This window comes from Maridesulfovibrio sp. (genome assembly GCF_963676065.1).
GTDB lineage: Bacteria > Desulfobacterota > Desulfovibrionia > Desulfovibrionales > Desulfovibrionaceae > Maridesulfovibrio.
Map to the genome: position 1 here is coordinate 2,172,054 of NZ_OY780933.1, position 25,266 is coordinate 2,197,319.

Annotated in this window: 21 protein-coding genes and 1 pseudogene; 5 read left to right on the plus strand and 17 right to left on the minus strand. The window is 47.8% G+C overall.

The window, feature by feature from the left end:
• Positions 1 to 129 precede the first annotated feature (129 nt).
• Together ACKU35_RS09620 and ACKU35_RS09625 are read left to right on the plus strand one after the other, a co-directional pair.
• The gene (locus ACKU35_RS09620) at positions 130 to 2,577 is read left to right on the plus strand and encodes a PEP/pyruvate-binding domain-containing protein (RefSeq protein ID WP_319759010.1); all 2,448 of its coding nucleotides are present in this window, start codon (positions 130 to 132) and stop codon (positions 2,575 to 2,577) included.
• Entirely contained in the window at positions 2,570 to 3,646 is a 1,077-nt protein-coding gene (locus ACKU35_RS09625; RefSeq protein ID WP_319759011.1) for a dual specificity protein phosphatase, read from the plus strand. Before ACKU35_RS09620 ends, ACKU35_RS09625 begins: the two co-directional genes overlap by 8 nt.
• Before the next feature lie 81 nt (positions 3,647 to 3,727).
• On the opposite strand, the gene ACKU35_RS09630 is transcribed toward ACKU35_RS09625, so the two are convergent.
• The 6 genes from ACKU35_RS09630 to ACKU35_RS09655 all read right to left on the minus strand — a co-directional run bounded on the left by ACKU35_RS09630 (position 3,728) and on the right by ACKU35_RS09655 (position 9,725).
• A complete protein-coding gene (locus ACKU35_RS09630; protein WP_319759012.1) occupies positions 3,728 to 5,005 on the minus strand; it encodes a phenylacetate--CoA ligase family protein in 1,278 nt (425 codons plus the stop codon).
• Positions 5,006 to 5,109: 104 nt separating this feature from the next.
• Positions 5,110 to 5,565: a YaiI/YqxD family protein gene (locus tag ACKU35_RS09635; protein WP_319759013.1), complete on the minus strand. Its 456-nt coding sequence runs from the start codon at positions 5,563 to 5,565 to the stop codon at positions 5,110 to 5,112.
• A gap of 75 nt (positions 5,566 to 5,640) precedes the next feature.
• Positions 5,641 to 6,396, minus strand: a complete 756-nt coding sequence (locus ACKU35_RS09640) for an ABC transporter ATP-binding protein (protein WP_319759014.1) — start codon at positions 6,394 to 6,396, stop codon at positions 5,641 to 5,643.
• Complete coding sequence (locus ACKU35_RS09645; protein WP_319759015.1) at positions 6,397 to 7,233, minus strand: ABC transporter permease; 837 nt, start codon at positions 7,231 to 7,233, stop codon at positions 6,397 to 6,399.
• Positions 7,234 to 7,442: 209 nt separating this feature from the next.
• Complete coding sequence (locus ACKU35_RS09650; RefSeq protein ID WP_319759016.1) at positions 7,443 to 8,570, minus strand: CmpA/NrtA family ABC transporter substrate-binding protein; 1,128 nt, start codon at positions 8,568 to 8,570, stop codon at positions 7,443 to 7,445.
• 21 nt (positions 8,571 to 8,591) lie between these two features.
• A complete protein-coding gene (locus tag ACKU35_RS09655) occupies positions 8,592 to 9,725 on the minus strand; it encodes a double-cubane-cluster-containing anaerobic reductase (RefSeq protein WP_319759017.1) in 1,134 nt (377 codons plus the stop codon).
• 495 nt (positions 9,726 to 10,220) lie between these two features.
• Here ACKU35_RS09655 and ACKU35_RS09660 point away from each other — a divergent pair, with 495 nt between their 5' ends.
• The gene (locus tag ACKU35_RS09660) at positions 10,221 to 11,909 is read left to right on the plus strand and encodes an FmdE family protein (RefSeq protein ID WP_319759018.1); all 1,689 of its coding nucleotides are present in this window, start codon (positions 10,221 to 10,223) and stop codon (positions 11,907 to 11,909) included.
• Between the two features lie 9 nt (positions 11,910 to 11,918).
• On the plus strand, positions 11,919 to 12,338 hold the full coding sequence (locus tag ACKU35_RS09665; RefSeq protein ID WP_319759019.1) for a LysR family transcriptional regulator: 420 nt from the start codon (positions 11,919 to 11,921) through the stop codon (positions 12,336 to 12,338).
• Between the two features lie 99 nt (positions 12,339 to 12,437).
• Here the strand turns inward: ACKU35_RS09665 and ACKU35_RS09670 are convergent, their stop codons facing one another.
• Positions 12,438 to 14,093, minus strand: coding sequence for a thiamine pyrophosphate-binding protein (locus ACKU35_RS09670; protein WP_319759020.1), 1,656 nt, complete (start codon positions 14,091 to 14,093; stop codon positions 12,438 to 12,440).
• A 227-nt stretch (positions 14,094 to 14,320) separates the two neighbouring features.
• Here ACKU35_RS09670 and ACKU35_RS09675 point away from each other — a divergent pair, with 227 nt between their 5' ends.
• On the plus strand, positions 14,321 to 16,153 hold the full coding sequence (locus ACKU35_RS09675) for an SLC13 family permease (RefSeq protein ID WP_319759021.1): 1,833 nt from the start codon (positions 14,321 to 14,323) through the stop codon (positions 16,151 to 16,153).
• A gap of 56 nt (positions 16,154 to 16,209) precedes the next feature.
• Here ACKU35_RS09675 and ACKU35_RS09680 read toward each other — a convergent pair whose 3' ends face one another.
• The 10 genes and pseudogenes from ACKU35_RS09680 to ACKU35_RS09725 form a co-directional block, all read right to left on the minus strand.
• Positions 16,210 to 16,662, minus strand: coding sequence for a hypothetical protein (locus ACKU35_RS09680; protein WP_319759022.1), 453 nt, complete (start codon positions 16,660 to 16,662; stop codon positions 16,210 to 16,212).
• Between the two features lie 619 nt (positions 16,663 to 17,281).
• Positions 17,282 to 18,223 carry an RHS repeat-associated core domain-containing protein gene (locus ACKU35_RS09685; RefSeq protein WP_319765376.1) on the minus strand — a complete coding sequence of 314 codons (942 nt, stop codon included), beginning with the start codon at positions 18,221 to 18,223 and terminating at the stop codon, positions 17,282 to 17,284.
• On the minus strand, positions 18,219 to 18,620 hold the full coding sequence (locus ACKU35_RS09690; RefSeq protein WP_319759023.1) for a hypothetical protein: 402 nt from the start codon (positions 18,618 to 18,620) through the stop codon (positions 18,219 to 18,221). Before ACKU35_RS09690 ends, ACKU35_RS09685 begins: the two co-directional genes overlap by 5 nt.
• Complete coding sequence (locus ACKU35_RS09695) at positions 18,607 to 19,578, minus strand: RHS repeat-associated core domain-containing protein (protein ID WP_319765378.1); 972 nt, start codon at positions 19,576 to 19,578, stop codon at positions 18,607 to 18,609. The genes ACKU35_RS09690 and ACKU35_RS09695 overlap by 14 nt, the downstream gene beginning before the upstream one ends.
• Before the next feature lie 389 nt (positions 19,579 to 19,967).
• Positions 19,968 to 20,099, minus strand: coding sequence for a hypothetical protein (locus tag ACKU35_RS09700; RefSeq protein WP_319759024.1), 132 nt, complete (start codon positions 20,097 to 20,099; stop codon positions 19,968 to 19,970).
• A 315-nt stretch (positions 20,100 to 20,414) separates the two neighbouring features.
• Positions 20,415 to 20,576: pseudogene (locus ACKU35_RS09705) on the minus strand (RHS repeat-associated core domain-containing protein); the annotation flags it as partial.
• A 250-nt stretch (positions 20,577 to 20,826) separates the two neighbouring features.
• Complete coding sequence (locus tag ACKU35_RS09710; protein ID WP_319759025.1) at positions 20,827 to 21,141, minus strand: hypothetical protein; 315 nt, start codon at positions 21,139 to 21,141, stop codon at positions 20,827 to 20,829.
• 538 nt (positions 21,142 to 21,679) lie between these two features.
• Entirely contained in the window at positions 21,680 to 22,672 is a 993-nt protein-coding gene (locus ACKU35_RS09715) for an RHS repeat-associated core domain-containing protein (RefSeq protein WP_319765381.1), read from the minus strand.
• Positions 22,668 to 23,096, minus strand: a complete 429-nt coding sequence (locus tag ACKU35_RS09720) for a hypothetical protein (RefSeq protein ID WP_319759026.1) — start codon at positions 23,094 to 23,096, stop codon at positions 22,668 to 22,670. Before ACKU35_RS09720 ends, ACKU35_RS09715 begins: the two co-directional genes overlap by 5 nt.
• Positions 23,083 to 25,161: an RHS repeat-associated core domain-containing protein gene (locus tag ACKU35_RS09725; protein ID WP_319759027.1), complete on the minus strand. Its 2,079-nt coding sequence runs from the start codon at positions 25,159 to 25,161 to the stop codon at positions 23,083 to 23,085. Before ACKU35_RS09725 ends, ACKU35_RS09720 begins: the two co-directional genes overlap by 14 nt.
• Positions 25,162 to 25,266: the final 105 nt, after the last annotated feature.

The following is a 25,266-nucleotide window of genomic DNA, read 5'->3' on the forward strand; positions in this document are numbered from 1 at the left end:
TGTAGGAAAGTTGGAAAGCTAGCTTCCTTTCTGAAAGTGTTTCTTCCGCTTGTCACTTATAGTTGTAATGAGGTAAATATTTTTGCATGGTGGGGAAAATATGAACTGGAAAAATATCCCGGAGATTTGATGCTGCCTGTTAATATTATTAAGTTTTGGGCTGGGAACCTGCTTGCACCGCGAGCTCTTCTACAGCGAAAGTATGAAGCTTTTAAAGTCCTGCTGGAATATGATTCACAGGCTCTTGATCTGATAGCCGATATTGAGGAATTGTTCTACGGCGAAAGAATTGCAGACCGCAGTCAGGCCAATAGTCTACATAGACAGCTGGCTTCCGCTGTGTCCTGTATGATTGAGGAATTGCGGAAGATGCATCCTTTACGGTTTCGGGACCTGCCGGAGAATTTCAACCGTATCAATAATTATGCACGGGATCTGGTCCGTCTGCCTGTGATGGACTCCGGCCCTCCATACACAGTCCCGCTGGCCACGGCAGGTGAATACCCGGATTTAACTGGGGGCAAGGCCGCTAATCTGGGGCGTGTGCATGCGCTGGGACATACTGAAGCCCTGCCCGGGTTTGTGATAACCGCCAACGCTTTTTATGCCTACGTGGAGTATAACGGTCTACGCGAAGAGATAAATGCGAGACTATGCCGCATGGAAGTGGGGAATGTCCGCAAGCTTTCTTCGCTGACCCTTGAATTGCAGGAACTTTTTCTGGACGGAGAAGTCCCACCGGCAGTGGTGGAAGAAATAGAGCGGAGCCTGGAAACCTATGTGGACGGAACCGGTCTTCTGGCTGTGCGGTCCAGTGCTTTGGCCGAAGACAGCGAGATTTCATTTGCCGGGCAGTATGCCAGCGAACTTAATGTGAACCCTGCTGATGTGTTTGATGCCTATAAGAGGGTTCTGGCCGGTAAATATTGTCCCCGTGCTGTTTCATATCGTATATCCAACGGGCTGACGGATGATGATACTGCCATGGCTGCGCTCGTTGTGCCCATGATTGACGCGGTCAGTTCAGGCGTTGTTTATTCCATGGACCCGGACTGCTTGAGTCGGGACAGTGTGGGAATTTACGGGGTTCGCGGACTGGGGGCTTCGCTTGTGGACGGCAGTGTTATTCCGGTCAAGTGTTCGCTTAATCGCGGCAAAGAACCCCGTCTGGTAAGTGAATGCTCTTTTGACCGGTCCGCTTTACCTGATGAAAAAATGCTGATTCAACTGGCGAAATGCGTTCTTAAGTTGGAAGATCAGTTCGGTTGTGCTCAGGATATGGAGTGGGCCGTGGACGGGGCCGGGCAGCTTCACATCCTCCAGACCCGTCCTTTGCAGCAGGAAACACATGAACATCCGGCCCAGCCTGCTTTGCTTTCGGCCATGCCGATTCTCGAAGGATTGGAACGTGCCTCAGGCGGTGCAGGGTGCGGTGAAATCTATTTCGCCAGCACCGGTGCGGAGATAGCGCGCATTCCTGAAGGCTCTATCGTCATCACTCCTTCGCTGAAACCTTCACTTCTGAGTTTTTCAGCAAAAATGAACGGGGTCCTTTCTTCCGCCGGTAGTCGGGCAAGTCATTTCGGCTCTGTGGCAAGGGAGCTTGGGATTCCAGTACTGGTCGGTGATGTTGCCAAGTCTTTTGAGCAGGGCCAGTTGGTCACCGTTGATGGCCATGCCGGAGCTGTTTACAACGGCTGCGTGGATGATGTTTTAACCCGGTCCTGCGTCGATGCACAGGTTTCCACACGAGTTCTCGATCTGTATACGGATATGATTCATTCGTTCGTGCGTTTGAATCTTGTTGACCCGGACGCTGAAGATTTCGAGCCCTCAGGATGTGAATCCTTCCACGACCTCGTGCGTTATTGCCATGAGATGGCTGTTAGGGAAATGTTCTCGCTGGTAGATAAGCGCGGATTGGGTATGGGCCGGTCCAAAAAGCTGCGGACCGAGCTACCGCTGGTTATTTATCTGATAGACCTTGATCAAGGACTGCGAAACGGAGTGCAGAGGCAGAAAGAAGTCGCTCCGGCTGATATAGCTTCACTCCCCATGCAGGCCTTCTGGAAAGGGTTGAGCGATGAGCGGGTTACGTGGCCGGATAATATGACTCATGTGGATTGGGAAGAATTCGATCGCATGTCCGCCGGTATTTTAAATAATGATTCCAGATTATTGGCAAGCTACGGTCTGCTGGCGGAAGATTATCTGCATCTGCTGGTCCGTTTTGGGTACCATTTTTCTGAAGTGGATTCTCTTTGCGGGCAGCTTGCCGGTCAGAATTATGTGAAATTCCGTTTTAAAGGAGGCGGGGCAGCGATTGAAAATAAAACCCTGAGGCTGAAGCTTATTCAGCGTATTCTTATTCATTTCGGGTTTGAGGTCGGGATACGCGGTGATATGCTCGATGCGTTCTGTTCACGAATGGGGTTTGAGGACACCGCGAAACGGTTGAGTATTCTGGGGTATCTGATGGCAGTTACCCGGATGATGGATATGCGGCTGGATAGTGAGGGTAAACTGGATAAGGAATTTGAGAATTTTATTTCCGCAGTGGAGCACATTTATGGCTGATCAGGATAAATCTCAGGCTTATATTCCCACTTGGGTTACCGATCAGTTGGCTGTGGGGTGTGCTCCCATGAGCCATCATCAGTTGGATTCCCTTAAAGAGCAGGGTATTGATGCAATCATCAATCTTTGCGGAGAATTCTGTGATCTGCATGAGATCGAGCAGAAGGCGGGATTCGATGTATATTACCTGCCCGTTGATGATGAAGAATCACCGGAACTAATGCAGCTCGAAAATGCTCTTGAGTGGCTGGATGAAGCAATTTATCTGGGTAAAAAGGTGCTTATCCATTGCCGTCATGGTATCGGGAGGACAGGAACTGTACTTAATGCCTATCTGCTGCGGCGGGGGCTTGGACATAAGCTGGCCGGACGTAAGATGAAGGATCTGCGGTCAAAGCCGGCCAATTTTTCTCAGTGGTGGACTATCAGAAAGTATGGGCGCAAAAGCGGAAAACTTACCTCGCGCGCACCTACTTTAGAATTCAAGCGTCAGGTCGATCTCTCTCCGTTTTTCAATGATTACCTGCAACTGGCCGATAAAGTGGAGCAGCGTGCCGGACAATTGAGGTCGCGTCTTCAATGCGGTTTGGATCACGACCTTTGCTGTCGCACTCCGCTTAATATGACGCTTGCCGAGGCCCTGCATCTTAGCCACTGCGTAAATCTTGAGCTTACCCACGATGAAAGGACGGAAGTAATTGAAAGGGCAATGAACACGGCAAGGATAGAAAAACGGGCTATGCGGGAGCTGGCTGCGGATAACGAGGCCGGGTTTTGTCTCTCCGGTGTGGATTCATTTTGTCCTCTCTCTGCTGGGAATAAATGCATGCTTTTTGAATCCCGCCCTTTGCAATGCCGTGCGTTCGGGCTGGATAGTTCCGAAAACGGAAGACTCTGGCGGGAACTCTTAAGTCCCGGACTGGATAGCATTTCCACACAAATATGGTTTGCCTGTACCGGAGTGATGCAACATACTTCGCTACCGCATTTTTCTTTGCCGGATGTTGTTTCCGGAAAATTTATTGAGTTGCTTTTTAAGTTGATGATGGAACAGGGATTGGAAAGTTGAGCTGATCTGGATTAAGTTTATATTCATATCGCCCCTCTCTGCTTTTTTTGGGCACAGAAGGGCTTTATCTTCTACCTCGGTCTACATGAAACGTTTATCAATCACCCGTCTGATTTTTCCAGTTGTCTCAACTCTCGCAATGCCTCCTGATGGTACCACCAGAATTTTAAAGGCCCGGATGTTATTCTTGCGGCGGTTTATTCCCACTGCGGGTATCTCCGCGCTTAAACATTTATATATGCTGGAAGCCAGTTGATAATCATCCACAGCTTCACTATCCGCTGCTTCAACACGGATTATGATATCCGTCTGCTCGCCGTTCAAGTCCAGCCGGAGCTGGAAGACCGGGGCCAGTTCACTGAATTTCCCAAGGCATGACCCCAGCTGCTCCAAAGTCATGGAATCGTGCACGAATTCGATGATTTCATCGGAACGCTGCAGCAGTTTAAATCGGGGACTGGTCCGGCCGCAGGGGCATTCTCCTTCCAGCCATTCGATATTATCGCCGACTTTCATGCGGATTGAAGGTTGCAGGGTGCGGATAAGGGAGGTGGCGATTATTGCTCCGTCATCATCCTTTTCCACGATGCAGTCCGGTCGCAGGATATGGTGCTCGGTTCCGGTGCAGTGTTCACACTGAAAGCCGATCGGTCCGACCTCCGCAGCTCCGTAACCGGCTGAATGAAAGGTCGCCTTGGGCCAGACTGAAGAAAGATAGCTTTCCTGTTCCGTTGTAAGCGGGGTGGAGGCGAAGGCTACTTTTTCGATGTCCAGTTTAATGCCGCGTCGTGTTGCTTCCTGCGCTATAAGCACCAGTGTGGGAGATATGCCGAAAAGAGTGTTGGGGCGCATCATTTCCAGATATTCCAGTGTTTTTTCGATGGGCTGGTTGTCGGTGATGGGAAGGATGTTGCATCCTATCATTTCAAGAGCGCGGTAGCTGGTCAGAAAACCGGTCCAGAAAGCCCCGGCTCTTATGCAGTTCGCGACAAGGTCGTCAGGGGTGATACCGCAGGCTTTAAGGCCGTATGCCGCTCCGTTACATACTTCGCGGAATTCATCGAGACCGTAACGGGCAAAACTCATTCGTCCGGAAGTACCTCCGGTGGAGAATTTGTAGAATCCTCCGGTGGTCCGCGTGTATAGGGATTTTTTGCAGATTTCCCCTTCGGAGCACAGGGTCTGCTTATCAATAACCGGAAGGCGCTTGAGGTTGTCCAGACTTTTCAGCGGCAGGGTGATGCCTTGATACAGATTTTTATAAAACGGGGCCTTAACGGAAATTTCCAGTACCCGATTAAGTCTTGCCAGTTGCTGAGCTTCTGCTGTTTTGCGATCTGAAAAATGGATATCTGTCATACCGGCCTCCCTGATTTGTTCAATGCATGGAACAGGTTTTCATGCAAATCTTATCAGATTTTGGAAGGCTGTGTATATAAATACGAAAGCTTTTTTGAGGTTCGTTAAGTCCGGTTCAGGCTGCGGGTCAGGAATTTATCCAGCTGATTTGTGAAGTTCTGCCTGTCCTTAGGGCTGAAGGCGGCCGGACCGCCGGAAACAGTTCCAGCGCTGCGCAGTTCCTCCATAAGGTTACGCATGCTCAGGATTCCTTTTATGTTGTCCTCTGTGTACAGTTCCCCGCGCGGATTAAGGCCGGTAGCCCCTTTTTCCACAATTTTATCGGCCAGCGGTATGTCGGCGGTAATGACCAGATCACCGGCATGGCAGAGCCTGACTATCTCATTATCAGCCACATCGAATCCGGCACCCACCTTGACCATATCGATGAGCGGGGAAGCGGGTACCGTCATGTACTGGTTGGCCACGAGAGTAAGTTTTACTTCCCTGCGTATGGCGGTTTTAAATAGAATTTCTTTCACTGCCTTGGGGCAGGCATCGGCATCGACCCAGATCTGCATATTTTAATCCCTGATAATCAGAAGTTGCTTTTGGGGTTTAACTATGAGGGCCGGGGATAAAAATCAACAGCTAAATTAATGTTCCAGTTGTTTGAGAATAAAATCGGTCAATGCTCCGAATTCCGGCATGGCCCTGCTGCGGGGGCGTTGCATCTCTACATCGATCATTTTGTGGATGCGGCCCGGACGGCTGGACATAATAACTATCCGGTCGGCGAGGTAAACCGCTTCATCAACGGAATGCGTCACCAGCACGATGGTTTTACGGGTCATTTCCCAGACTTTGAGCAATTCCTTCTGCAACAGAATTCGAGTGTGGGCGTCCAGCGCGCCGAAGGGTTCATCCATCAGCAGAACGTCCGGTTCATTGGCGAGTGCCCGGGCGATGGCAACCCGCTGGCGCATGCCCCCGGAAAGTTCATGCGGATAGGCATCCTTGAATTCCGCCATGTTAACCATGCGGATGTAGTGCATCGCGTCCTTGTACCGTTTATCTTTATCGACCCCGGCGAATTCAGGTCCGGACGCGACATTATCAATCACGCTCAGCCACGGGAAAAGTGAGTATTCTTGAAAAACAAGGCCGATCTCAGCGCATGGTTTTCTGACCGGTTCGCCCTTGTAATGAACACTGCCTGATGATTCTTTTTCCAGCCCGGCTGCTATGCGCAGGATGGTTGATTTACCACAACCGGAAGGGCCGACAATGCAGGTGAAAGAGTTGCGGGGGATTTGCAGGCTTACGCTATCCACGGCAAGGATATTGTTCCCGTTTCCGGTGGTGAATTCTTTACTCAGCCGATTGATTTCTATGACCTGTTCCTGATTCATTTATTCCGCCTGTCTGCGCCATGAAAATTTTTTATGTTCAATGCGTCGGAAGACCGCGTCCATCGCAGTTCCGACCACGCCGATTGAGATCATCCCGGCAATGACGATATCAGTTGATGCCAGCGTGAATGCGTGGGTGATCATGTAGCCGATTCCGGAAAGGGAGCCGGGAAGCATCTCCGCGGAAACGAGGCACATCCAGGCAATACCCAGCCCGATACGCATGCCGGTGATGATGGAAGGCATGGCCGCGGGCAGCAGGACCTTGCGGAATATCTGGCTTTCACTTGCGCCGAGAACCCGTGCGGAATCAATCAGGGTTTTATTTACAGTGCGGACCCCGTGAATGGTCGAGGTCAGGATGGGGTAGAATGCACCGATGAAGATGATGAACAGCATGGAAAATTTGATGTTGTTCAAATAAATGTAGATTTTTCCGGTCTCAACACCGCTTATGGTGGCAAGGCTTGATATTCCGAACCAGGCCATGACCAGCGGTACCCATGCCAGTGGCGGAATGGGGCGGAATAGATTTAGAAATCCATTGAAAAATTTAAATATTACACCATAGTAACCCATTGCCACTCCAAGAGGGATGGCAATCAGCGCCGCAAAAGTATAGCCCATCAGTACCCGCACAAGGCTGACCAGTACATTGCTCGCCAGCGATCCCATGCTGATTAAGTCTTCCGTGGGATGAAATACAATCTGCCCGACCTGTTCTATACTTGGCAGGATAACCTGATTCCCGATCTCACGGGCAAGAGCTATCCATATTAAAGCCAGCAAGGCCGGGGCCATAACGGGAAGTGTAAGTGATAAGGCTCTTGTTCTCATAAGAATTAGGTGCGCTATGCGGTTTTATGTATGGAATTTGCCTCCGGCAGCTGGGGAAGGAAAACTTTTATCAGGGCTTCGCCGCTTAGTATTAATGAGATATCTGTTAATAAAAAGGTGCGAAGCTTACTAAAAGTTTTTGAAGAGTCCAGAGAAACTTTTTTCAAAAAGTTTCCTTGGTCCCCGCAGGGCCGCCGGAGGCTTCTGAATTATTTCTTCAAGCTTTTCTTAACAAAAGAGAAGTCGTACAAAATGGGGGTTGCGGAAGCTATGTCCGCGCCTTTCATTTTGCCTTTGAATTTATTCATGCCGTTGAGCATAGTGATAAATTCAGCTTCGCCCTTGAGCCAGTTTTCAGTGGGGTCGGTGGTGTAGATGATGGTGGATTTTTCCACTGCTTCAGCGGGAACACCGATCCATTTAGCCGAGATATCGGCAGCTTCTTTTTTATGGCTGTTGCTCCATTTGGAAGCAGAGGTCATGAGATCAGTCATGGCCTGAACGATGGCGGGATCATTTTTGATGATCTGGTCACTGGCACCCATTACGCAGCAGGGAAAGTCTGTCCATGCTCCTGCGGGCGGAAGATCGCGGGAATCAAGGCCGATGTGACCTACGTGCTTGTATTCGGCAACAACAGGATGCGGTGCGGGGCCGACCCAGCAATCAACCTGTTTGCTCAGCAGAGCGGGGATAAGGTTGGATGTGGATTTCAGGTCAACCATAAGAATATCCGCATCGGTATCGTTGGGATTTCCGCTGATTTTAAAACCGGCTTTGTGCAGCGCGCCTTCAAAAGCGATGCGCGGTGCGCTGGTAGGGGAGTGGTAACCGATTTTAAAAGGTGTTTTGGACGCTTTGATTGCGGCTGCCACATCTTTATAGCCATTGATTTTACTGCCTTCCGGGAAAACCATGCTCATGCCGTCCACATGCAGGGGACAGAGGATTTTCACCTTGGTGCCTTTGTCGATACCGCTCATAAAAGCAGTGCTGGAAGCAAGGCCGAGGTCCAGACGGTTCATGGCGAACAGGGTGGATGTTTCGGAGCCGCTTTTGGATACAATAAGGTTGATAACAGCCAAAGGTTTACCTTCAGCGTTCATGAGTTTGTATTTTTGTTTAGGGACCATTTCTTCAAAGTAGGAACCGGACTTTTGGAATTCCTTACCTTTGATCGCAGCCACCATTACCGGGGTGTGGTGGGTGGTGAAAACATATCCCATATACAGGCTGGGCAGTTTTGCCGCCTGTGAAGAACCCGCACTCAGGCCGCATGCCAGAATAAGGGCCGCAATAATTGCAAATCCTTTGTTGAAAACACCTTTAACGTTCATCATCATCTCCTTAAGAATGTGTTATTCAGCAAGTTCTACGAACGCCTCGATGCGGGTCCGCAGTTGCTCAATATCCGATTCGGAATAATCGGTCTCAATATGCAGGAAGGGCAGGCCGGTTTCTTCCTCTACAAACTTACGCAAAATAGTTGATTCCGCGTTGTAGGTATGGCAGCCCAGCCATGTGAGATCGATTATTGCGTCCACTTCAAAAATTTTGATCATCTCACGTATGGAATCGAGCCTGCCGGGATTGGGGCTCATACAGGAGCAGGGGACTTGCAGATAGCGGCGGGCAATGGCTTCGTAAGGATCAACTGTCTCCTCAACTGGCAGGGTCAATCCTTTCAGTCCCGAGCAATTCTCCATGCATACAACATGGGCGCCCAGCTCTTCAGTTATTGTGATTGCTTTCTCTGAGCCCTTGCCAACCGGGCAGCCGGTCAGCATTATGCGTACCCCTTTCTTGCTTTGCAGATTCGGGCGGCTGAGATATTCCTGCATTTCAGCGTGCAGGGTCTCAATTTTGGTCAGGTAATCTTCGGGATTTACGGAAAAACTTTTGCTCTCCTGCACTGCAAGCATGTCGCGGGCTGTGAGCGGGGAGCGCCTGTCCGCACAGAGAATCATCAGCTCGTAAAGTTCCTTACGGATTTTGTTCTGCAGTAGGATTTCCGCATGCAGCGTTTCTTCCGTAACTTTTATCCCGGAATGCTCGAAAAGAAATTTTTCCAGCTCATGAAGTCCGGCCAGCCAGTATTCAAAAGGAGCGTTTCCCTTCTGGGTATGCGGCAGCTGCATGAGGTGAAGCGGCTTGATGCTCTCCATCATCTCATACATTTTCTTTTTTCCGTCACAAGTGGTTTCGGCTATGATGATGTCTGAAAAACCGAAAAACGGGCAGGTATCAGTTACGGCATAGCCGTAGCTTGATTTGATAAGCGGACACAGGCTTGCGGGAAGATCTTTCTCTGCTTCTTTAATGGGAGTCTGTTTTTTCCCGCAGAGGCTTACCGGGGCAATCCCTGCTGCGCGGATAAGTTCTGTTGGCGCATATATGCAGTAGACCCCGGCAACGATGCCCCCGTTATCTTTCCATTGCTCAAGTTCAGTCAGACTGTATTCGGAAAAAGAAGTAAACGGCCTTAAGTTCATGGCTTCATCCCCGGTAATTATGTGATGGTTATTGCGCTTAAGAGTCCAAATAATTTGGTCAGTTAAATGAGCACAGAACAATATTTGCGTCCAATTGGTTATGTGGATGCTTGATTATGTTTAGGATAGATATGTGTGATGCAAAGGGCGGGATTGATTTGTTTGCAGAGATTCACAACTGATCAAATCTGTAAATCGGCTGCAATTAATAAAATGTTATTTTTAATATAGGTTTATTTTAACATATATTTTTTACAGTGTTCAGGTTGCCCTAAAAACCTTGTGATCGATAGGTTTTCAGCATGGATGAGGCTGCTAGTCATAATTTTCGCATATCGGTCCAAATAATCTTTGTTTATTGTAACTGTCTTAAATCAAACATAAAAATAGTTTTGTTCCAAACCGTAAGCAATCCGCTAAGTTTTGCTGTTTAGTTGCGTTTTCTTAATTGTGTCCAGAACGGCATAATAAAGCATTTAAGCATATGGAGAGAATATGAACCTTGAAGCCGCCATCGGGCAGGAAAATATAACCCCGGTCCGTGATGATTCTATCGGTCCGTACACTTATGACGAATTCATTGAGGCTGCCCGTAATTTTCACGGCAGTCCGGCCCCGGGGTTGATTCTAGGGGCGTATATGATGGAAGAGGCCCGCAGGAATCTGCCTGAGGGCACAATATTTGACGCAATATCCGAGACGTCGTGGTGCCTGCCGGATGCGGTTCAGATGCTTACCGTATGCAGTACCGGGAACGGCTGGCTGAAGGTGAAGAATCTAGGCGTATATGCGCTGTCCCTTTACGATAAATATACCGGCGAGGGTGTCCGTATCCGCGTTGACCCCGAAAAGTTAAAAGACTGGCCGGAAACCGAATCATGGTTCTTTAAAAAACGTCCCAAGCACGAGCAGGATTCCGTGAAGCTGCATGCGGAAATACGCGAAGCAGGGGCTTCGTTCTGTTCCATCGAGGCTGTGCAGATCAAGCCAGAGGCAATGGTTAAACGCAGCAAGGGCGGTATTGCCGTTTGTCCTATTTGCGGCGATGCCTATCCCGGTTCTTTCGGTGCCATATGTAGAAGCTGTCAGGGTGAAAGTCCTTACGCCAGCCGCGATATATGTTTAAAATCCGCAACGGCTCAGGTGCCGGAGGGGCTTAAAGTCGTCCCGGTAGAAGAAGCTGAGGGTAAAGCTGCGGTTCACGATATGACCAGCATAGCACCCGGCCAAAGCAAGGGGCCCGAGTTTCGCAAAAATCATGATTTTACCGCTCACGATATCTGTAGATTGCAGATGATCGGTAAAAACCACATCTATGTTGACGAAGGTGATATTCCCGAAGGTGAATGGATACATGAAAATGAAGCTGCCCGTACTTTCGGCAGAATTATGGCCGGGAACGGCGTATATGTAGACGGCGAACCGCGTGAAGGTAAAGTCACTCTGCTTGCCAATCATGACGGAGTGCTGGTCAGCGATTTAGAAATGATGAATCGTTTCAATCTTGTGCCGGATGTGATGGTCGCGGCCCGCAAGGGTGGTTCTCTTGTTAAAGAAGGTGCGCGAATTGCCGGAACAAGGGCCATTCCTTTATATATCTCGCGTGAAAATTTCTCCCGCGCTGTATCCGCACTGAACGGTGAACCGTTATTTCAAGTACTCCCCCTGCAAAAAAAGAAGGTCGGTATCCTCATCACGGGAGAAGAGGTTTTCAGCGGCCTTATTGATGATAAATTTGAGTCTGTCATCACTGCAAAGGTGCAGGCATTAGGCTGCGAAGTTGTCCGCTCTGTAATTAAACCGGATGACCGCGGAGAAATCCGTGACGCAGCAATCTCCCTCATGAAAGAAGGTTGTGATCTGATTATCACAACCGCGGGAATGTCTGTCGATCCTGATGATGTGACCCGCCACGGCTTGGTGGATGCCGGAGTATCCGACCTCCTCTATGGTGCTCCGGTACTCCCCGGCACTATGCTGCTGCTTGCTAAAGCCGGAAATGTCCGGGTTATAGGCGTTCCGGCCTGTGCACTCTTTTTCAAAACCACAAGTCTCGATCTTGTGCTGCCGCGCGTGATAGCCGGGCAGGAAATCACCCGCAGGGATCTCGCCGCCCTTGCTGACGGCGGATACTGTATGGAATGCAAGGTCTGCACTTTCCCCAAATGTCCTTTTGGAAAATAGGAGGCGAGTATGAATAAGAATCTTGACCCGCCGGAAATGGGTTCGACTGCGGCACTGGGCCAGATGGATTCCCATACACCGACAATCCGGCTGCATCTTTGGCTGGAAGGCGGCGAAGGGGTTTTCTTCGGTTACGGCAGATTGCTCCTGCTGGATCGCATTGAAAAATGCGGTTCGCTCAAAAAGGCATCAGAAGAACTGGGCATGTCCTACCGCGCCGCTTGGGGCAAGATTAAACAGACCGAGCAGGTACTTGGTTTCCAGCTCATGGAGCGGGTGGGCAGCAGGCGCAGCGGTTACCGGCTGACCGAAGCAGGGCGGCTTGTACGTGATAAGTATTTTGAATGGTTCAATAAAGTTGAACAGGATGCCCGAGCAAGAGCTGAGGAAATTTTCCCATGGAAATCCAAGAGCTTCGGTGAGAGTTAAGATTCAGGACTATCATAAATATAAAACCCGGGTCTTGCGTGGCTAAACACGCAAGGCCCGGTTTTATATATTCTCAATGCAGAATTCAGGCACCCTGCATTAAGCCTTCCAGCCCGGTCCTTTCACTACAATTTCATTTAAGGCGCGCGCCATCTTGGGGCCATCCATCATTCCGGTCACAACTTCGATATAGCATCCACTGTTCCCTGCTGCAGCTTTCTGCAATGCTTCATCCAGCTCGCGGTTAGTGGTCACTTTTGTGCTGAACCAGCCGTTCATGCCAAGCGCTTCCGGCAGTTTACTGTAATTCCACTGGGCCAGATCATTATAATAAATGTAAGGATCTTCGCAAAGCAGCCGCTCGATGAGATAACCGTCGTTATTCACACAAATGATTACTGGCTTGATCTTGAAGCGGGCGAACTGGCAGATTTCCTGCGCGGTCATCTGGTGTGATCCTTCTCCTGTGATCAGAATAGTGCGGCGTTTCGGCGCGGCCATAGCGGCTCCGAATGCTGCCGGAGTAGCCCAGCCTATGGAGCCCCAGAGCGTCTGGTTGAAGAATACGGCATCCTCCGGCAATCGGGAATTGACCAGCCCCATTGAGGAGGTCCCGGTTTCACCCATGATAATGTCATTGGGTTTGAAAAAACGTTCGATGCGCGGATAAAGAGAATCCGCGGTGATTGCATCGTCCGGTTTGCCCTTAGGTTCACCTAGACCTTGCTGGATCTTCGGAATGGGGAGGGAAAGATTTTTGATTCGTTTGCAGAGTTCGCGCAGAACATCATCCATAAGCACATTATGATAAACCGCATGGCCGATGCAGACCCGGTCCGGGTGAATTTTGATTTCATGGTTGGGGTCGAGATTGACGGTGAAAGCGCCGGTGTTGATGTCGGATCTGATGGCGCCGAAGCTGATCACTAATTCCGCTGATTCAACCGTCTGCTGCACTTTTTCATCAAGTATGCGCCCGTTGTAGACTCCGATAAAATTGGGATGTGTTTCGGAAAGAGTTCCCTTTGCCATAAACATGGAAGTGAACGGTATGCCGGATTTATCGATGAATTCCAGCATTGGTTCATGCAGTTCGTACCGTCCTATAAGGGCACCGACCATAGCGATGGAGTTGTCTGATTTTTCCAGTCTTTCAACGATAAGCTGAATGACCGTTTCGAGGGTATCCTTATCGCTGGCGGGCAGGGGCAGGATATGCGGCTTGGTGCAACCCAGCTCCTTGAGCGCTTCATCCGCCGGAACTGCGATGTAGACGGGCTGTTTTTTGGTTCGTGCAGCATTGATGCATCGTTCCACTTCTGCCACGGCATTTTCAGCGGTCAGAATTGTGCTGGCGCAGACAACCGGTTGAGCCATTTTATGAAAAAGATCGAATTCGCCGTTGCCCAGCGAATGGTGGATGAGGTTGCCGTTACGCTGTACCGAGCATTTGGGGATTCCCACAATGTGAAAGACGGGCAGATTCTCGGCATAACTTCCGGCGATGCCGTTGATGGCGCTGAGTTCACCCACTCCGTAAGTGGTGCAGAGCGCGGCCCGCCCCTTGATCCGGGCATACCCGTCAGCAGCATAGGCCGCATTAAGCTCGTTACAGCAGCCGATCCATTTGAAATCAGGATCATTGCAAAAAGCATCATTAACCGGGAAAGCATAATCGCCCGGAACACCGAAAATGTCTGTGATCCCTATCTCTTTTAGGCGTTCAAGAAGGTGCTCAATTACTGTCTGGCTCATGGATAATCCTCCTATTCCCGTCTATTTTGCCATTGTAGGGGATTTGTGTCTACCGGGATATGAGTATTGCTGAAGCTTTTGCCAGTTGCCTATTGCATGGCCGAAGTTGATCAGCTGATAAGAGAGAATAAGAATAAATATTGCTGCCTCTCTATTCAGCACGAAAATTTTTGAGTAATGTGACTTAACTATGTTTCCCATATCCATCCTGCGATTGGAGAATTTCCATGATACTACCTCCGCTTCCCGGTTTTCATGCTCTGGCAGTTCTGGCTTTAACTGCTGTTGCGTTGTTATTATTTAGCCAAAAAAAAATTCAGCTGGAGACCTCCAGTCTGTTTATTTTTCTGATTTTGACGGTTGGGTTTGAGCTTTTTCCTTACCAGTCAGACGGTGAAGTCTTCCACGCAACTAATTTTTTTTACGGCTTCGGTAATGAAGCCCTTATCGCGGTATGCGCACTAATGATTGCGGGGCAGGGAATTCTGCGAACTGGAACTCTAGACCCGGTAGGGCGTATGCTTGCCCGGGCATGGAAAAAAAGTCCTTCCCTTTCCTTTTTACTGACTCTGCTGCTGGGAGCATTTATCAGTGCCTTCATCAATAATGTGCCCGTGGTGGTTCTACTTTTACCGGTCCTCATCAGCGTATCTTTAAAGACGGGATCTCCTGCTTCATCTGTCTTGATGCCCATGGGATTTTCTACTCTGCTTGGTGGAACCGCTACAACCATCGGGACTTCAACTAACCTGCTTGTCGTTTCAGTTGCTTCAGATATGGGGTTAAAACAAATGGAAATGTTTGACTTCGTATTGCCGGCAGTCATTTCCGGAAGCATCTGTCTTTTGTATCTTTGGCAAATAGCTCCGCGCCTTATCCCGAAGATTGAAATTACTTTAACAGACGGTTCGCCTCGAATTTTTACCGCCCACTTGGAAGTCACCGAGAACAGTCCTCTGGTCGGTCAGCCTCTTTCAAAAGCTTTTGAACTTACCGATAATACAATGGAAGTTTCTGCAATTGAACGTGGCGAAGGAAAGCCGATCTATTTGCATCCGGGAGTCATTCTGCAACCCGGTGATCATCTTGTGATAAACGACACCCCGGATCAGCTCAAAGAGTTTGAAAAGGTATTGCAAGGCACTCTTTTTCCCGTAGGTTCGGAAGTCCCTATTGATGCCGAAGAACCATTAGTCGCGGCTGATCAACAGATTGCTGAAATTTTAATTTACCAAGGATCATCGCTGAAAGGTACGACCCTTAAAGAATACCATTTTGCAGAACGTACCGGCATGACAACCCTTGCCATTCACCGGTCCGGTAAAAAATTAAAACGGTATCTGGATAAGATAAGTGACGTAAAACTGAAGCAGGGCGACATCCTTCTTGTTCAGGGATCGCGGGAGAAAATTAAAGAACTCAAAATGGACACAAATGTGCTGGTCCTCGATTCCACAATGGACCTTCCGCATTCCAAAAAGATCCCGCAGGTCACTGTAATCATGTTAGGAATAATTCTTACCGCTGCTTTCGGCATACTGCCGATTGCCATCAGTGCCTCATGCGGGGCACTGCTCATGATTCTTACCGGATGCATCACTTGGCGGGATGCAACACGCGCCTTGAATGTTCAGGTGGTTTTGATTGTGGTGACAAGTCTTGCCTTGGGAAAAGCCATGCTGATTACAGGCGGCGCAGATTTTCTGGGTAAGCTGTTCGTTGCATTAAGCGGAGATGCTCCTGCTGCCTTGATTCTTAGTGGATTAATGCTATTTATGGCTATTTTAACCAATATTATTTCCAATAATGCGACAGCTGTAATCGGCACGCCCATTGCCCTGTCCATTGCCCAGCAGTTAAACCTCGACCCGGAACCGTTCGTTCTGGCGGTCCTGTTTGGGGCCAATATGAGTTTTGCTACTCCCATGGCTTACAAAACCAATTTACTGGTCATGAATGCCGGTGAATATTCATTCTCGGACTTTTTTAAGGTAGGGACCCCACTGGTATTGATTATGTGGGTTACATTATCAATCGTTTTGCCTATCCTTTATCTATAAGGATACAAGCTTAACTGGGGATTAAACCGGAAAGTTCAACATCGCCGCCATCATTGTTAATCCGCTTCTGATTGGGGGTAGTCTTCCGGGGTTTCTTTTAATTCTGGATGCCGCTCGTAAAATCCTTCGAGAGGTTCCAATTTAGCTCCACATGACTCACATGCTGCATTGGCTGGTGCTTTCCCTGCCATGTATACTTTTTGGCATTTTGGGCAGATGGTTTCTTCTTCTTTTGCATTATTATTTTTGCTGTCGACTCGAATCCAAAATAAAATGATTAACCCCAGTACGACCTCCGCATAGCCAGCGTAGGGTGAAACATAAAAACCTTTATAATATGATCCGTCTCCAATAATTGTAATTAGGCCAAAGGCAACTATTACCCAACCGAAAATTTTTAGTGTTGCAATGTTCATTTTATAAAATTTTATTTGAATTTGATCTGCGGTTTGAAGTCCTCTCAATATAATCGCCGATCTTATTTGTGTAATATATTCCTTCTTCAACAATGGCCTTGCCTGCGCTTACTGCTCCCCCTCGAGTAGGTGAAGGGGGCTGATTGTCGATAAGTCCTGTAGCTGCCTCACCGACCTTTTCAAGGTCTAATTGGTACTTTGTCCCAATCTTACTCGTCCGTATATCGATGTCAGCTTTTCTGCCCACATCCTTAACAAAATCTTTGCCGCGTTTTACTGCTTTGTTGAGCTTGCCAACTCCCTTTTCCAGATACGGGGCGGCGCGGCTATGTCCTTCTTCCGAAAGAATAGTGTATAAATTAAAGCCCTCGCACCAGAGTGCGAAGGCTGTGTATTATTTTAGCAAGTATTCTTTTCTGAATGGAATACCTTTCATACAATGGCGACAATAGAATTTTGGTTCAGAACATAGATAGTAAAGTGCTGGAGTCAAAAAAAGCAGCCTAGAATAGTAATTGATGCTGTCTCCTACCATAAGATCATGCACGATACGAGATCCTGTCATGAGTAGCAATACTGTTCCAAGTTGAGCATAGGTAACTGTTTTTATAACTTTTCCACATTCAATGCATTTGATTCTTTTTCTAAAAAGAACACAATAAATTAATGCTAAAACAAATATAATGACATTTAAATCTATGCTGAACATTTGTTAATTCCTATACTGCTTTTTAAAATTATCTATATGTTTATCTATGTCTTGACGTTGTGTGCGGAAGTTGTCCTCAATCTTTTGAGAGGCTTCATTCTTTGAATTCTTATCATCGTTAATCGCACCGATTAAACCGTTGAGCATACCTATTGAGCCACCAACCATTCCTTCAGCTAATCCGGCAGGCCCAAAATTCATGGCTCCATCAAGAGCTCGATCCGTTGCCTCTGCTTTAGCTTCCTTCATCATTTCATTGAATATTTTACGCTTTTTAGGACTGACATATTCCCCAAACTTAATATAGTCATCACCTTCACCTTGGAGAGTCTCACCCGCCTTAGAAACAGCTTCCAACGTAGCTTTTCCGCCTTCAGTAACAGCTTGGCTAACTCCGTCGTACACTTTTTCCAAAGATCCTTTCTCTTCTTTCTCAGCATCAGATGATTCTGCTTCAGATTCAGGGCTCTGTTTTTCAGCCTTCTCTTTTAGGGCTTGACGTTCCTTGCGCATATCCATGCCGGTAATGGAATGTTTTTTGTCCTCCGCTCCCGACTCCCCATCATCTTCTTTTCCATTGCGGCCTTTAAGCCCATCCCGGTCAACGAAGTTAATCGGATCATCGAGGCAGTAGCCGTACAGATCAACATCGCCGCCGGCGTAGCCAAGCGGATCGGGTGAGATGAATCTGCCGATGGTAGGGTCGTACTCACGGAACCCGAAGTGGATCAGGCCGGTATCGGGATCGTACAAGCCGCCTGCAAAACCTAGCGCCGTGTCATATTCGGGGGCGCTGTTCTGTATCCTTCTTCCGAAAGAATCGTATAGGACTTCCTGTACACTGTTTCCTGATGAATCGGCAAGTGGGCTTTGGTGGGGGGGGCTAGGCGGTTGTGCGGAGGAGGATAATAAAACCCCGAACCGAGGTCCGGGGTTATGGTTAATCTTCTTCTTGCTGGGGGTAGTCTTCCGGGGTTTCTTTTAATTCTGGATGCCGCTCGTAAAATCCTTCGAGAGGTTCCAATTTAGCACCACATGAGTCACATGCTGCATTGTCTGGTGCTTTCCCTGCCATGTATACTTTTTGGCATTTGGGGCAGATGGTTTCTTCTTCTTTAGCGACCTTACGCATGTCGGATGACCGTTTGTATAGTAGGGCATACCAGACCCAAAAAAATCCAGCTCCTAACTGAGACCACCCTGCTATTTTCATGACGGGAATTCCTTTATAAAGGCTCCCGCCGTCTAGCGTAAATAGACCTCCTATTATGAACAAAAGTCCAAAAAGAATAAGAAATATTTTTCGATCCTTACTTAATCCTTCCGGCTTATTCTTTTGCATGACGCTGATTACCTTTTCGATTAGATTCTGTATGATTTTTGTATCTGGTGTATAGGTCATTTGCAACAGCAACACCTGCACCTCCTCGACTTTGAGAAGGTGGAAGTCCTTCAATAGCAGCAGTTGCACCATCTATAATGTCATTGGAATCAATATATTTTCCGATTCTACTGCTGCCTATTTTAGCCTCAGTTCTTTGAGCCACATCCTTAACGAAATCTTTGCCGCGTTTTACTGCTTTGCTGAGCTTGCCAACTCCTTTTTCCAGATACGGGGCGGCGCGGCTGGCACCCGCTGCTCCTGCTGACAAAGCTGCTTCACCACTAAGTGTGCCCCCTGCGATTGCAGCTGGCAGTAATGCCGCTCCTGTTGCTGTACCCCATATTCTTGGGTCATCTGCAATAGCTTCACCCGCTTTAGAAACAGCTTCCAACGCCGCTTTTCCGCCTTCAGTCACAGCTTTGCCTACTCCGTCGGAAATTTTTTCCAAAGCTCCTTTCTCTTCTTTCTCAGCATCAGATGATTCTGCTTCAGATTCAGGGCTCTGTTTTTTGGCCTTCTCTTTTAGGGCTTGACGTTCCTTGCGCATATCCATGCCGGTAATGGAATGGTTCTTGTCCTCCGATCCCGAATCCCCATCATCTTCCTTTTCACTGCGGCCTTTAAGCCCATCCCGGTCAACGAAGTTAATCGGATCATCAAGGCAATAGCCGTACAGATCAACATCGCCGCCTGCGTAGCCAAGCGGATCGGGAGATATGAATCTGCCGATGGTAGGGTCGTACTCACGGTACCCGAAGTGGAGCAGGCCGGTATCGGAATCGTACAAGCCGCCTGCAAAACCTAGCGCCGTGTCATATTCGGGGGCGCTGTTCTGTATCCTTCTTCCGAAAGAATCGTATAGGACTTCCTGTACACTGTTTCCTGCTGAATCGGCAAGGGTGGGGAGTTGGTGGATTAGGCGAGGTGGTCATGGCTGGTGGGGTAAGAACAGCCCTCGAACCGAGGTCAGAGGGCTGTTGGTTATGAGCTCTGTCTGTTATTTTAGTAGTTGATTTATTGTCTTACAGTTAGGACATCTGTATTCTTCTTTTTTGAAGAGAGAATAAATGAATGTCGCTCCAGCAAGATAACACATAAATGAAAGTCCCTTGCCATAAATAAAAATATTAACAAAGGACATTTGGGTAAATATGCAAAAAGTTACAATAACTATCGTCCTTTTAGGGATTGCTCCGAAGTTTTGATTACATTTTTTACATATAATCGACGTTGTCATTTTTGATAAAATAAAAGTTAAAACTGCAATAAAAACTATTTCTGCAACAGAGTATATTAAGTATGTCATTACTTTTTCTGTGGTGTTTTAAAATTTTTATTTGATTTTTCCATAAGTTCACGTAAACGCTTTTGATCTTCTTCGCTAATTCCTGTTGACTCAGAAATTGCTCGTCCGCCCACTTTGTAAAGCATTCCCACAGATCCTCCGGCAAATGCCCCTGTGACTGCTCCTGCAGCAGTCCCCCATGGGCCTAAAGTGCTACCGTAAGCAGCTCCTGGCCATACTCCCTTTTTGGCTCCATCCCATGCAGCCTCACCGAGGTCTCCCAAGGTTAACTTAGATTCCTTTTTTTTCTGCGTTTCACGGGCTTCCCGATCCGCACCAGCAATCTTTTTCTTAATTGGTGCAGGGCTGGAGTTGTCAGCACCGGCTAGTTTGCTATTTGATTCCTGCTCCTCCGATTCCGAATCCCCATCATCTTCTTTTTCACTGCGGCCTTTAAGCCCATCCCGGTCAACGAAGTTAATCGGATCATCTAGGCAATAGCCGTACAGATCAACATCGCCGCCGGCGTAGCCAAGCGGATCGGGTGAGATGAATCTGCCGATGGTAGGGTCGTACTCACGGAACCCGAAGTGGATCAGGCCGGTATCGGGATCGTACAGGCCTCCGGAAAAATCTAGCGCCGGATTATTATATCAATTTGTCTAGTGACTTCAGGATCAATGACAACAAAACCGCTGGTGATGAAGCCACCAGGCATTCTGTTTTGCAAAATTTTCTCTATGCGCCCCAACAGAAGTCCAGTGCGTATCGCCGATCAGGTGTTGAACTCGATCCATCGTACCATTAAACTTTGTAGATAGTGACTTATGAAATCATGACAGATGTGGAGGCATGAAATCTCCTTTTGAGCTGGGAGTATTAATTTTTAGCATGAGCGAGTATTATTTTTTCGTAGTATTTTTTTTCAGCCGCGTATTTAACGACACATCCCCATTTTGAACTTGAAAGATAAAATGAATTGAAGTTCTTAGCACAGATAAGGTCAAGGATATAATTTTTCTTAACGCTTTTTACTTTCTCAATGGGGACCTTGAACTTAAAAATACTGAATTGAAGCGTTATCACTTCGTTTTCGTATTCCGCGAGAACAACTCCGCTATATATGGACATCAACAAAAAAATACAGCTACCAAGAATAAACCACAGTCCAAAGGCAGTTCCTGTTGTTAGCATGTAGATTCCTGTCAGAATGAAGATAGCCGTCATTAATAATGCGACGTGGTTGTATAATTTAATTAGTGCCATAATCTGGTTTCATAGAGTTTTATGTCTTTAAAGACTCGACAGTTTCTTTGATTGTTTTATAGCTATTTGAGTCTTTCTCGTACAACACCACGTATCTTCTATTCGAAATTGTCCGCATATAAAACCCCAGAACATCTTTGGGACAATAGAAATCAATGATGTCTGAGGTTTTAATTTCCTCAATTTCGCTGAATTTTATTCTTTTCTTTAGATACGAAAATTTTATAATTACCCCCTCATCATCAACTACATGAACAAGGCCATTGAATTTAAATGACAAATACAAGATTACAACAGCCACGGGAGACCAATACAACGGAAACAAATTAGACTTAGCAATACCGATCAAAGTAAAAAAAAACCAAGCCATCACAAAACCAAATATGCCATGATGAAACAGTTTTGTTTCGAACATTCCCTTACCTTAAGTTAAATACGGGGGAGCTCAGTGCTCCCCCGAAATTGATTACCACCTGACGCTTGTTCTGGGAGGAATGCTTGGTTTAGCTTTTCTGCCCTTATTGATTCGTGCCAGATTTTTATCGACTTGCTCTGCATACTCGTCAAAAGGCGGATTAAATTTAACGAGTGTCTTCGTGTAAGTCTTCCCGGTATTGGTTACAGGTAGCCCGTACTTGGAAGTTTTAAGCCCGACTCCTACATCTACTGCTGTAGAGTTGCTGGTCTTGCTAAAATTTTTAGTATACCCGGCATTCACTTTTTTGCCGGGGATGTTCAACCCGCCTCGTGCATAAGTCCCGCTTCCTTCCATTTCTTCTGCATTTTGGGCTGTTGATTTTTCAGCACTGACATTCAGCCCTATGCCACTATCATTTGACGCTCCAACCCTACCTTCGACAAGAAGAGCGGCATTCTCTTTATCGAAATATGCCAGTTTACCGCTTACTCCTACCTCACCACCAAAACCGGAAAGATCAACGCCAGCCCCTACTGCATACGAACCATCCTGCGAATCATCTTTGGTATCTTGATCATTTTTCTTAGATTTTTGCTCGTTGTTTTTTTCGTCTTGTGAATCTTTCTTCTCTTTGTCATTAGTAGATTCCTCTTCGTCCTCCTCACTCGCCTCACTGGTCTCACTCAACCCCAGCCGGTCAACGAAGTTAATCGGATCATCGAGGCAATAGCCGTACAGATCAACATCGCCGCCGGCGTAGCCAAGCGGATCGGGTGAGATGAATCTGCCGATGGTAGGGTCGTACTCACGGAACCCGAAGTGGATCAGGCCGGTATCGGGATCGTACAAGCCGCCGGCAAAACCTAGCGCCGTGTCATATTCGGGGGCGCTGTCCTTTATCCTTCTTCCGAAAGAATCGTATAGGACTTCCTGTACACTGTTTCCTGATGAATCGGCAAGGGTGCTTTGGTGTGGGGGCGAGGCGGTTGTGCGAAGGGGGATAATAAAAACCCCGAACCGAGGTCCGGGGTTATGGTTAATCTTCTTCGTGCTGGGGGTAGTCTTCCGGGGTTTCTTTTAATTCTGGATGCCGCTCGTAAAATCCTTCGAGAGGTTCCAATTTAGCACCACATGAGTCACATGCTGCATTGGCTGGTGCTTTCCCTGCCATGTATACTTTTTGGCATTTTGGGCAGATGGTTTCTTCTGTCTCATGATCTTTATCAGAACTGAATGATTCTTCTTTTCTTGTTCTCCATAAATAAATTAGTATGATGGATCCGATAACGAATTGTATATACCCAACAAAGTTATATACTTCAAAACCTTTATATTTTCCTCCTCCAGTAATAGGGGTCAGCACTCCAGAAAAGAAAAAAGCCCAGCCTGCCAAAATTAAGGTGAGTCTGTCGGCTCCGCCTTTTGCTGTTTCATTTTCTCGTTTTCCCTTTCTATTTTTTTTCATGGGTCTTTTTCGATTTAGCTGTTTTCTCAATTAAGTATTTGCCCGCGCTTACTGCTCCTCCTAGAGTTGGAGAAGGGGGTTGATTGTCGATAAGTCCTGTAGCTGCCTCACCGACCTTTTCAAGGTCTAATTGGTACTTTGTCCCAATCTTACTTGTCCGTATATCGATGTCAGCTTTTCTGCCCACATCCTTAACAAAATCTTTGCCGCGTTTTACTGCTTTGCTGAGCTTGCCAACTCCTTTTTCCAGATATGGGGCGGCGCGTCTGGCACCCGCTGCTCCTGCTGACAAAGCTGCTTCACCACTAAGTGTGCCCCCTGCGATTGCAGCTGGCAGTAATGCCGCTCCTGTTGCTGTACCCCATATTCTTGGGTCATCTGCAATAGCTTCACCCGCTTTAGAAACAGCTTCCAACGCCGCTTTTCCGCCTTCAGTTACAGCTTTGCCTACTCCGTCGGAAATTCTTTCCAAAGCTCCTTTCTCTTCTTTCTCAGTATCAGATGATTCTGCTTTAGATTCAGGGCTCTGTTTTTCTGCCTTCTCTTTTAGAGCTTGACGTTCCTTGCGCATATCCATGCCGGTAATGGAACGGTTTTTGTCCTCCGATCCCGAATCCTCCTCACTCGCCTCACTGGTCTCACTCAACCCCAGCCGGTCAACGAAGTTAATCGGATCATCGAGGCAGTAGCCGTACAGATCAACATCGCCGCCGGCGTAGCCAAGCGGATCGGGAGATATGAATCTGCCGATGGTAGGGTCGTACTCACGGAACCCGAAGTGGATCAGGCCGGTATCGGGATCGTACAAGCCGCCGGCAAAACCTAGCGCCGTGTCATATTCAGGGGCGCTGTCCTTTATCCTTCTTCCGAAAGAATCGTATAGGACTTCCTGTACACTGTTTCCTGATGAATCGGCAATAGTAAAAATGCTGCCTGATTGATCCGTTGCGAAGAGGAATACCTGATCATTACGGACCATCCCCATGCAGCGACCGTGTTCATTGTAATGAAATCTGCTGAGACCTCCCGCATCTTCAACCGCCGCAAGGGTGGTCAGATCTTTCCAAATGTAGCGCTGTATCAGCTGACCGTTGACGTATTTGGCAGTCCTGAAGCCGCGTTCATCGAAGCGGTATTCGATGTCTGTTCCATCCGGCAGATGTACTTCGCAGAGTTGCCCGGTTTCCAGATATTCGTAGCTGGTTATACCTTCGGGGGAATTTTTTTCGGACAGGTCGCCATCGGCATCATATGAATAGGCTGTTGCTCCGGCACGGATCAATTGGCCGAGATCGTTGTACCTGTATTCCTGCTTCTCACCACCTGCTATTTGCGAGAACACGCGCTGGCCCAATCTGTTGTAACGATATACTTCAACGGGCTCGCCACAATAACGGACGGACTGAAGCCGACCATCTTCATCGTACTGGTATTCCAGAACGTGGCTGGACTGCTCTGATACGAGGATTTTATCTTCGATTCTGAGATTGTCATCGCGGTTCACGGCCAGTACTGCGTATGGGCTTTCAGTTTCGGGGGTCAGGAATTGGAGCACTTCGTCGCCTATTTCTTCGATGCTCACATTATCACGCTGCATCTCATCGCGAATTGACTGACCTGTTCCTGTCTGGGGTGTTCCGGGCTTTATTCTGGTCTTGGGACCTCCGATATGTTTTTTATATTCGTTATTAACTTCAAATCCATACGTTGTTTTTTTCAATTTCTGCACCACAGGAAGATCGGGATTTTCTTCCATGAACTTAGCGTGGATCATACGTTTAAGCTTTGCGTGCATGGCTTTGGATTCTTCCCACTCATTATTTTTTCGGTCCCATCTGCATTTGACTTCCGGTTTCATCATGGAAGGGTACATGCGGTCACCGGTTGAGAATTCGGCGAAATCAGGCCTTGGCACGGCCAGTTCCTCACCTGTTCTGCGGTCCACGATTTTCCATAGATTTTCAATCTGCATCTCTGCCGGTTCAGTTTCACCGTAAAGCACCTGTCCTGCTGTCAGCTCACTGCGCGGTCTTGGTTCCATCCGATAATTTTTAAGCGATTTCATGCTGTCCTCCAGTTAAAATAGTTTAAGGGGAGATGCTTTGAACCACCGCGATTCAAGGCTATTCTCCCGCATCCAAATGTAATTTATCTGGTAGGGCGGACATGT

Excerpts from the sequence above, each read along its gene's own strand:
- ACKU35_RS09710 (WP_319759025.1), bottom strand. The coding sequence starts at position 21,141 with ATGCTAACAACAGGAACTGCCTTTGGACTGTGGTTTATTCTTGGTAGC.
- ACKU35_RS09675 (WP_319759021.1), top strand. The coding sequence starts at position 14,321 with ATGATACTACCTCCGCTTCCCGGTTTTCATGCTCTGGCAGTTCTGGCT.
- ACKU35_RS09725 (WP_319759027.1), bottom strand. The coding sequence starts at position 25,161 with ATGAAATCGCTTAAAAATTATCGGATGGAACCAAGACCGCGCAGTGAG.
- ACKU35_RS09630 (WP_319759012.1), bottom strand. The coding sequence starts at position 5,005 with ATGACAGATATCCATTTTTCAGATCGCAAAACAGCAGAAGCTCAGCAA.
- ACKU35_RS09620 (WP_319759010.1), top strand. The coding sequence starts at position 130 with ATGCTGCCTGTTAATATTATTAAGTTTTGGGCTGGGAACCTGCTTGCA.
- ACKU35_RS09665 (WP_319759019.1), top strand. The coding sequence starts at position 11,919 with ATGAATAAGAATCTTGACCCGCCGGAAATGGGTTCGACTGCGGCACTG.
- ACKU35_RS09625 (WP_319759011.1), top strand. The coding sequence starts at position 2,570 with ATGGCTGATCAGGATAAATCTCAGGCTTATATTCCCACTTGGGTTACC.
- ACKU35_RS09635 (WP_319759013.1), bottom strand. The coding sequence starts at position 5,565 with ATGCAGATCTGGGTCGATGCCGATGCCTGCCCCAAGGCAGTGAAAGAA.
- ACKU35_RS09645 (WP_319759015.1), bottom strand. The coding sequence starts at position 7,233 with ATGAGAACAAGAGCCTTATCACTTACACTTCCCGTTATGGCCCCGGCC.
- ACKU35_RS09690 (WP_319759023.1), bottom strand. The coding sequence starts at position 18,620 with ATGCAAAAGAATAAGCCGGAAGGATTAAGTAAGGATCGAAAAATATTT.
- ACKU35_RS09650 (WP_319759016.1), bottom strand. The coding sequence starts at position 8,570 with ATGAACGTTAAAGGTGTTTTCAACAAAGGATTTGCAATTATTGCGGCC.
- ACKU35_RS09660 (WP_319759018.1), top strand. The coding sequence starts at position 10,221 with ATGAACCTTGAAGCCGCCATCGGGCAGGAAAATATAACCCCGGTCCGT.
- ACKU35_RS09640 (WP_319759014.1), bottom strand. The coding sequence starts at position 6,396 with ATGAATCAGGAACAGGTCATAGAAATCAATCGGCTGAGTAAAGAATTC.
- ACKU35_RS09720 (WP_319759026.1), bottom strand. The coding sequence starts at position 23,096 with ATGAAAAAAAATAGAAAGGGAAAACGAGAAAATGAAACAGCAAAAGGC.
- ACKU35_RS09655 (WP_319759017.1), bottom strand. The coding sequence starts at position 9,725 with ATGAACTTAAGGCCGTTTACTTCTTTTTCCGAATACAGTCTGACTGAA.
- ACKU35_RS09670 (WP_319759020.1), bottom strand. The coding sequence starts at position 14,093 with ATGAGCCAGACAGTAATTGAGCACCTTCTTGAACGCCTAAAAGAGATA.